We start from the raw sequence: 8,471 nt of genomic DNA on the forward strand, positions 1-8,471 counted from the left end.
ATTTGGTATCGTTCTTCTCGGCTGAGGTGCTTGTACATTGGGCAACTTCGACTTGGCGGTTAAAGCGGCCATGATGCTCTCGCATCCTCAGCCACCTATAACCAGTTCATCTTTGTTGCACTTCGTCCTTGAATCCGCCGGTTTCTCATCGTAATGGATATGGAGTTTTTAAATGTCTGAGCGCACACTCATCGGTAAAACAGCTTTGGTAACGGGGTCCACCAGCGGCATTGGTCTGGGCATTGTCAAATCATTGGCACGCCAAGGCGCCAATATCATTCTCAACGGCTTTGGCGATGCCGAAGGCCCCAAAGCAGAAATAGCAGCCCTAGTCGTCCAAGTTGGCTATCACGGCGCCGACATGAGTAAAGTCCCCGAGATTGAAGCCATGATCGCATTTGCCACCGAAACGTTTGGCGGCGTAGACATCTTGGTTAACAACGCAGGCATCCAGCACGTGGCGTCTGTCGAGGACTTCCCCGTCGATCGCTGGGATGCCATCATCGCCATCAACCTCACCAGTGCTTTTCACACCTCTCGTTTAGCATTGCCACACATGCAAAAGAAGAATTGGGGGCGCATCATCAACGTAGCATCCGTTCACGGCCTAGTGGGGTCTGCCCAAAAGTCTGCTTATGTCGCAGCCAAGCACGGCATCGTGGGCTTAACCAAAGTGACCGCACTTGAGAACGCCACCACAGGCGTCACCTGCAACGCGATCTGTCCAGGCTGGGTGCTCACTCCCTTGGTCCAAAAACAAATCGACGCAAAAGCTGCGGCCTTAAAAATCTCTAATGACGAAGCTATCAAGCTGCTCCTAGGTGAGAAAGAACCTTCCATGCAATTCACCACCCCTGAAGAACTGGGTGAATTAGCTGTTTTCTTCTGTAGCGATGCAGGTAAGAACATCCGAGGTGTTGCTTGGAACATGGACGGTGGTTGGGTTGCCCAATAACGAACAGGCGGGAATAGAAAGATAGCGCACTTATTTAAGTAAAAGTAGCTATTTTTTTTAATTTAAATCTATAAAATTAATTGGATGTCATCTAACTTCGGGTAATGAAAAAGCCCTACCCTAAAGAAACCAACAAATTTGCAGAACGTTTTCGCGCAGCCCTTAAGGATAACGGCGTGCGTGTTTCTGCAACCGTCGTCGCTAACGAGTTCAATCTACGTTATTGGGGTGAGGGCATTTCATCGCATGCGGCACGCAATTGGCTCATGGGCGTATCCGTTCCTAAACAAGACAAACTTTTGGTGTTATCAAAGTGGCTCAAAATCTCACCAGAGGGTCTGCTCTTTGGCACACCGCCACAGCGCCCTGTTGATGAAAAAATGAGCGATGGGGAGATCAATCTTGTGGACCAACAGCTGGTTTCGCGCTACTTTGCACTTGAGCCAGAACACCGACGAGTTGTGCGAGAAGTGGTCGATGGCTTGGCTGCGTTGAACTCCAAAAATCAATAAATCAGTACAGCAGCCCGCGCCTCCATGCTCAGGCCCTGCCCCACAGGGCCTATTTTTTCGGCAGTCTTCGCCTTCACGTTGACACGAGATACATCCACATCCAGCGCCTGAGCGATGCGTAGGCACATGGCGGGCATGTGTGCTGCCAACTTCGGCGCTTGCGCGATCACAGTGCTATCGATGTTGCCAATCTCAAATCCAGCAGACCGCACCAGTGCTGCCGTTCTTTGCAGCAACACCCACGAGTTTGCATCTTTGTAAACCACATCCGCATCCGAAAAGTGCCTGCCAATATCGCCGAGGGCCGCAGCGCCCAAGAGAGCATCTGTGATCGCATGCAGAAGCACATCCGCGTCCGAGTGGCCTAGCAAACCATGTGTGTGCGGTATGCACACACCGCCTAGCATGAGTGGGCGTCCTTCGATCAAGGCGTGAACGTCCCAGCCTTCACCAATTCGAAAACGAGGTGCTGTTGTCATGTGGTGGTCTTTCCATGTGTCGATTGCATCATTGCCTTGAATTCAAAATAGCGTCAGCCAACGCAAAGTCTTCTGGATAAGTGACCTTGAAGTTTTGCGCACCGCCTGGCACCAACTTAGGCTTTAATCCCATCGCCTCCATTGCACTGGCTTCGTCAGTCATAACTGCATCCGCTTGCGCCAGTGCACGCAACAGCACACCCACACGAAACATCTGCGGTGTTTGAGCCAACCACTTGTCAGTACGGTCAACCGTATGGGCCACGCGGCCACCCGCCTCAGCCTTCAAGGTGTCGGCTAATTTGTGCGCGAGCAAGCCACCCACCGCATCATCTTGACAGGCATCCATCAACGCATTGATTTGCGCAGGCGTCACCAAACAACGCGCGGCATCGTGCACCAGCACCCAGTCGGTAGCGTTGGCACCGAGCTTCGCCAACTCTCGAAGACCTGCCAACACACTTTCGGCACGGGTATCGCCACCTGTATGGACGACTGAAAACAAAGGCTGAGGATGAGCAGCCAGCACAGCCGCCATGCGCGCATCTTCGGGGGCCAACACCAGTACGCCATGCGCCATACGTGTCACGCCCGAAAAAGCCTTGAGCGTGTGCGCCACCATGGGTAAGCCTGCGATGACTTGGTATTGTTTCGGTACGGTTGTACCCGCACGGCTGCCAAACCCCGCACAGGGAATGACGGCGAAGAAACGAGTAGGGGTAGGTGTATGTAAAGGCATTGAATAGGTTTGGACTTCGTTCGAATGAAAGCCCAGCTCCCATTCTAGAATTACCCCAATGCACCTGCCCCCCTTGAGTCCCGGCAAACGATTTGCCATGCCACGCCCTGTTGGTTCTGCCGACGCCTTGCTCCTCGCACAACTCGGTCTTCGTGAAAAGACCAAGCAACAACGCGTGGCCATTATCACAGCGGATGCAGTGGACGCTCAACGCCTACAAGACGAAATGGCGTTCTTCGCCCCTGACCTGCGCTGTGTGCTCTTCCCCGATTGGGAAACGCTGCCCTACGACAGCTTCTCGCCGCACCAAGACCTGATCAGCGAACGCTTGGCCACGTTGTGGCGCATCTCGCAGGGCGATGCCGATGTGGTGCTGATTCCCGCCACCACCGCGCTGTATCGCTTGGCTCCGCCTGCCTTCTTGGCGGGCTACACCTTTCATTTCAAAGTCAAGCAAGCGCTGGACGAAGCCAAGCTCAAGTCACAGCTCACGCTTGCGGGCTACACCCACGTCACGCAAGTGGTCAGTCCTGGCGAATACGCGGTTCGCGGCGGCTTGATTGACCTGTTCCCCATGGGCTCGCTGGTGCCCTACCGCGTCGATTTGTTTGACAACGAAATCGACTCCATCCGCACCTTCGACCCCGACAGCCAACGCAGCCTCTACCCCGTGCCCGAAGTGCGCTTGTTGCCTGGCCGCGAGTTCCCCATGGACGATGCCGCGCGCGCGCTGTTTCGCAACCGTTGGCGCGAAATGCTCGAGGGTGACCCGACCAAGAGCCGCATCTACAAAGACATCGGCAACGGCGTGGCCACCGCAGGCATTGAGTACTACCTGCCTTTGTTCTTTGAAGAGACCGCCACGGTGTTTGACTACCTCGGCACCTCGGCCACAGTGGTACTGCACGGCGATTTAGAGCCCGTCTTTCAACGCTTTTGGCAAGACACGCAAGACCGGTTCCGACTGGCCCAGGGCGACCCCGAACGCCCCGCACTACCACCTGCCAATTTGTTTTTAAGCGCCGAACAGTTTTATGCCTCGGCCAACAGCTATGCGCAGTTTGCGCTGCGCCAGCACGTCACCGACGTCATCGACAACGCGTTTGCCCAAAACCTGCCCGACCTCACCGTGGTGCGCGGTGCGGCAGACCCGTTGCAAAAGCTGCAAGCGCACGCTGGCAAGACAGCCAACCGCTTGCTCATCTTGGCCGAGAGCGATGGCCGTCGCGAAAGCTTGCTCGACTTCTTGCGCTCATCCAACGTCAGCCCACCTGCGTTTGATTCACTGGCCGAATTCGAAGGCAGCGCCGAACAAATCGGCATTGCCACCGCAGCCTTGCAAGTGGGTTTTAGCTGGACCGAAGCTGGCATCGACCTAATTACCGAGACCGAACTGTTCGCGGTTGGTGCCACCACACGCCGCCGCAAAAAACAAGAACAAGTCAGCGATGTCGAAGCGCTCATCAAAGACTTGTCCGAGCTCAACTTGGGCGACCCTGTGGTGCACAACGCCCACGGCATTGGTCGCTACCGGGGCCTGATCAATATGGACTTGGGCGAAAAGAACGCAGATGGATCCCCCGCGTTGCAAGAGTTCTTGCACCTCGAATACGCCGACAACGCCGTGTTGTATGTGCCCGTGAGCCAACTGCACCTGATTGGCCGCTACACCGGCGTAAGTGCCGACGAAGCACCGTTGCACAAACTCGGCTCAGCCCAATGGGACAAAGCCAAACGCCGCGCCGCCGAACAAGTGCGCGATGCTGCCGCCGAGCTGCTCAACATCTACGCCCGCCGCGCCGCGCGTCAAGGCCACCCCTTCCGCTACTCGCCCCAAGACTACGAAACCTTTGCCAACGACTTTGGCTTTGAAGAAACCGCCGACCAACGCGCCGCCATCCACGCCGTCATGCAAGACATGATCAGCCCACGCCCCATGGACCGTTTGGTGTGTGGCGATGTGGGCTTTGGCAAAACCGAGGTGGCCTTGCGCGCTGCCTTTGTGGCCGTGACGGGCGGCAAACAAGTGGCCTTCTTGGCCCCCACCACCTTGCTGGCAGAACAGCACTACCAAACGCTGGTAGACCGCTTCAGCAAATGGCCCATCAAGATTGCGGAGATGAGCCGGTTTCGCTCAGTCAAAGAAATCACCGCCGCCGCCAAAGGCTTGGCCGAAGGCCAAGTCGACATCGTGGTCGGCACGCACAAGCTGCTCAGCGATTCGGTCAAGTTCAAAGACCTGGGCCTGCTCATCATTGACGAAGAGCACCGCTTTGGCGTGCGCCACAAAGAGACCATGAAAGCCATGCGTGCCGAGGTGGATGTACTCACGCTCACCGCCACCCCCATTCCGCGCACACTGGGCATGGCCCTCGAAGGGCTGCGCGATTTGAGCGTCATTGCCACGGCACCGCAACGCCGCTTGGCCATCAAAACCTTTGTGCGCAACGAAGGCAATGGTGTGATTCGTGAAGCTGTGCTGCGTGAACTCAAGCGCGGTGGCCAGTGCTATTTCTTGCATAACGATGTGGCCACCATCGAGAACCGCCGCGCACAACTTGTAGAGCTGCTGCCCGAAGCCCGCATTGCCGTGGCCCACGGTCAAATGCCGGAGCGCGAGCTTGAGCGCGTCATGCGTGACTTTGTGGCCCAGCGCTACAACCTGCTGCTGTGCTCCACCATCATCGAGACTGGCATTGACGTGCCCAGCGCCAACACCATCATCATGAGCCGCGCCGACAAATTTGGCTTGGCCCAGTTGCACCAGCTGCGCGGCCGCGTGGGCCGCAGCCACCACCAAGCCTATGCCTACCTCATGGTGCCCGACACACAGGGCCTCACCAAGCAAGCCTCGCAACGCTTGGACGCGATTCAGCAAATGGAAGAGCTAGGCTCAGGCTTTTACCTCGCCATGCACGACCTTGAAATTCGTGGCGCGGGCGAGGTGCTGGGCGAAAACCAAAGCGGCAATATGCTGGAAGTGGGCTTTCAGCTTTATAACGACATGTTGTCTGAGGCTGTGCGCGCTTTGAAAAACGGCGAAGAGCCAGACTTGCTCAGCCCACTCAGTGCTACCACCGAAATCAACCTGCACGCCCCCGCCCTGCTGCCCGGCGACTACTGCGGTGACGTGCACCTGCGCTTGTCGTTCTACAAAAAATTGGCCACCGCCAAAACGGGGGATCAAATTGATGCGTTGCTCGAAGAAATCGTGGACCGCTTTGGCAAACTGCCCGCGCAAGCGCAAACCCTCATCGACGTGCACCGCCTGCGCGTGTTAGCCCGCAGCTATGGCGTCACCAAGGTAGACGCTGCCCCCAGTGTGACCCACATCAGCTTCAAACCCAACCCACCGTTTGACGCCATGCGCATCATCGAGTTGGTACAAAAAAACAAGCACATCAAACTCGCGGGCAACGACCGCCTGCGCATCGAACGCGCACTGCCCGAGCCACACGCCCGTGCGCAAATGGTGCGTGATGTGCTGCGCTCACTTGGCACACCCACATTGCCCGTGGCCAAAACGGTAGAGGCGCAGTCGTAAACATGGACTTTGAAATGCCGTCATTTTGCATGCTTGCTGGCACCGCTCTGGCTCAAGCCTTGGTGCGTTTTGGCTCATGGCCTAGGGTGACGCCTTCGTCACGGGCATGATGTGAGCCATCTTTGTGGCGTTCAAGCCTTATTGGTTGGCCACTTGGTCGGATCAGCTGCATCTGAAGCAATAAAACACCCTCAGACGGGAAAGGCTGGTTAAAATGAAGAACTTAGTTCAGCACTTTAAAGCAGCACATGACTACAACCGAGACACCCATCGCACTAGCTGCCAACGTTGATTCTTTGCCCAAAAAGCCAAACCCTGCAACGCCCTATGTGATCTTGCTGCAGCCCTCCCAAACAGGGAGCAGCATCGGGGCGCATAACGAGATACCACTGAGCCCTGGCGACAGCTACTTTGTGCAACTTTCGCCTGTGACACCACGCGCTTCGCGTATGCGCGTGGTTCGCAAAACCGTGGTGCGCGATAGCAGCACCACTGACGCGCAAGCAGACGCACACACCGACCCGCTGCACGACAACGTGCTGGCCTCCCGCGACGCAAGCAGCCTGTATCTGACGTACGCCGACAACACCCGCATCACGCTAGAAGACTTCTTCATCCACTGCAACACCTGCGTCGTGGAGTTGCCAGGCTACGATACGGCAGGCTATCTCATCTCCAACAACTCCCCCCAAGGCGTCAGCTTGAACAACGACCAAACTGCCCTTTATGCGATGGCGAGTTGCACACCGTGGGCAAACTCAACCCCTCGTCACAATGGCGCGATGTGGGGCTGCAAAACATCGACACCAACCCAAACATGTTGGCCTACATCCCAGGTGCGGCAGCCATCATGCCCTGGGGCTGGACAAGTGCAGGCGTGACAGCCTTGGCGGCGGCTAGTGGTGGTGGCGGTGGTGGCGGTGGTGGCGCTCCTGCCGCAGCTCCACCATCAAAACCCAGCCTCACCATCACCGACAACATCAATGCAGAGGTGGCAGGCGCTGACCAAAGCATCACCTTTACCTTCGCATTCAGCCAGCCCGTCACAGGGTTCACGGCAGACGACATCACGCTGAGTAGCCCCTTGTGGAGCAAGGGTGCTTTCACGCCCAATTCAACGGGCAATGTGTATACCTTGGTCGTGCCTAAAAACCCAAACATCACTACCAGCACAGACCTAGCCGTGAGCGTACATGCCAATGCAGCGACAGATGCAAGCACGGGGCTTGGAAGCCTTGAAGCACATGCGAGCCAAACCTTTGTCCCTGCTCCCAAATTAACCATCACAGACAACAAAGTGGGCGTGGCGGGGACTTATGACGATGTGACATTCACCTTCAAGTTCTCACAAGCTGTGACAGGCTTCACGACAGATGACATCCATCTCATTCAGGTGAGCGGCCGGGGGTCTTCGGTTATCCCCGACACACCGATCACGCAGGCCGACAGGAAAGGCACGTTCACCCAAGTGTCTGACACCGAATACACCTTGGTCGTGCCAGGCCATGCGTACAACGCGGGCAGCATACGGGTCAGTGTGGACGATGGGGCGGCCACGGCCAGCGATGCCTTGCACCAGCCCGCTCGAGGGGCGAGCGACCAACAAAAATACAGCGTGGCAGAATCCTTCAGCTTGCCCAACCCCTTGGCAGACCCTCTGAGCTTAAAAGCGCTGAATTTCATCAACCCCGTGACGTTGAAAAACGGGCGTACCTACTACTACATGGACTTTTCGGGAAACTTCAAGGCATATCAATTGGGGCATGACGGGGCCCCTATGGAAGACCGATTCGACGATGTCGTGAATCACGATTTTCTGGATGCGCTCTTCAACGGCGGCAATGACACGGTTGCAACCCAACTGAGCGGGGCAGAGCGCGGCGTAGATGACGCTCGCACAGCACTCATCGACGGCTACACCATCGTTTTGCCAACCCAGCGGGAGATAGAAGATGTGCTCTATCCAGATGCAGTAAGAAATCCGGATGATGCAATTAATCAAATTCAGTCACCAGCCATACGCGACATTCCCCGCTTCCCTCAAGGTAACAGTGCGTTTTACCATGTCGCCGATAAACCCTCAGACAATTTACATCAAATTGGGCGGATTCAAGGACGAAGTGCAACAAAGATGAACTGGTTATAGGTGGCTGAGGATGCGAGAGCATCATGGCCGCTTTAACAGCCAAGTCGAAGTTGCCCAATGTACAAGCACCTCAGCCGAGAAGAACGATACCAAATC

The 8,471-nt window shown here is 56.3% G+C and carries 7 protein-coding genes; 5 read left to right on the forward strand and 2 right to left on the reverse strand.

The genetic code is table 11. The features are described from left to right. Positions 1 to 172: 172 nt before the first annotated feature. A complete protein-coding gene (locus RMS03_RS09630) occupies positions 173 to 955 on the forward strand; it encodes a 3-hydroxybutyrate dehydrogenase (RefSeq protein WP_310626852.1) in 783 nt (260 codons plus the stop codon). A gap of 104 nt (positions 956 to 1,059) precedes the next feature. After that, positions 1,060 to 1,467: a hypothetical protein gene (locus tag RMS03_RS09635; protein ID WP_310626853.1), complete on the forward strand. Its 408-nt coding sequence runs from the start codon at positions 1,060 to 1,062 to the stop codon at positions 1,465 to 1,467. Here the strand turns inward: RMS03_RS09635 and ispF are convergent. Together ispF and ispD are read right to left on the reverse strand one after the other, a co-directional pair. Continuing rightward, entirely contained in the window at positions 1,461 to 1,946 is a 486-nt protein-coding gene (gene ispF, locus RMS03_RS09640) for a 2-C-methyl-D-erythritol 2,4-cyclodiphosphate synthase (protein ID WP_310626854.1), read from the reverse strand. The genes RMS03_RS09635 and ispF overlap by 7 nt on opposite strands. 28 nt (positions 1,947 to 1,974) lie before the next feature. Continuing rightward, positions 1,975 to 2,685, reverse strand: a complete 711-nt coding sequence (ispD, locus tag RMS03_RS09645; RefSeq protein WP_310626855.1) for a 2-C-methyl-D-erythritol 4-phosphate cytidylyltransferase — start codon at positions 2,683 to 2,685, stop codon at positions 1,975 to 1,977. A gap of 58 nt (positions 2,686 to 2,743) precedes the next feature. Here ispD and mfd point away from each other — a divergent pair, with 58 nt between their 5' ends. The 3 genes from mfd to RMS03_RS09660 all read left to right on the forward strand — a co-directional run bounded on the left by mfd (position 2,744) and on the right by RMS03_RS09660 (position 8,375). After that, a complete protein-coding gene (gene mfd / locus RMS03_RS09650) occupies positions 2,744 to 6,229 on the forward strand; it encodes a transcription-repair coupling factor (protein WP_310626856.1) in 3,486 nt (1,161 codons plus the stop codon). Positions 6,230 to 6,477: 248 nt separating this feature from the next. Further along, a complete protein-coding gene (locus tag RMS03_RS09655) occupies positions 6,478 to 7,110 on the forward strand; it encodes a hypothetical protein (RefSeq protein WP_310626857.1) in 633 nt (210 codons plus the stop codon). Beyond that, the gene (locus tag RMS03_RS09660; RefSeq protein ID WP_310626858.1) at positions 7,047 to 8,375 is read left to right on the forward strand and encodes a hypothetical protein; all 1,329 of its coding nucleotides are present in this window, start codon (positions 7,047 to 7,049) and stop codon (positions 8,373 to 8,375) included. The genes RMS03_RS09655 and RMS03_RS09660 overlap by 64 nt, the downstream gene beginning before the upstream one ends. Positions 8,376 to 8,471: the final 96 nt, after the last annotated feature.

This window comes from Limnohabitans sp. (assembly GCF_031538885.1).
Taxonomy (GTDB): domain Bacteria; phylum Pseudomonadota; class Gammaproteobacteria; order Burkholderiales; family Burkholderiaceae_C; genus Limnohabitans.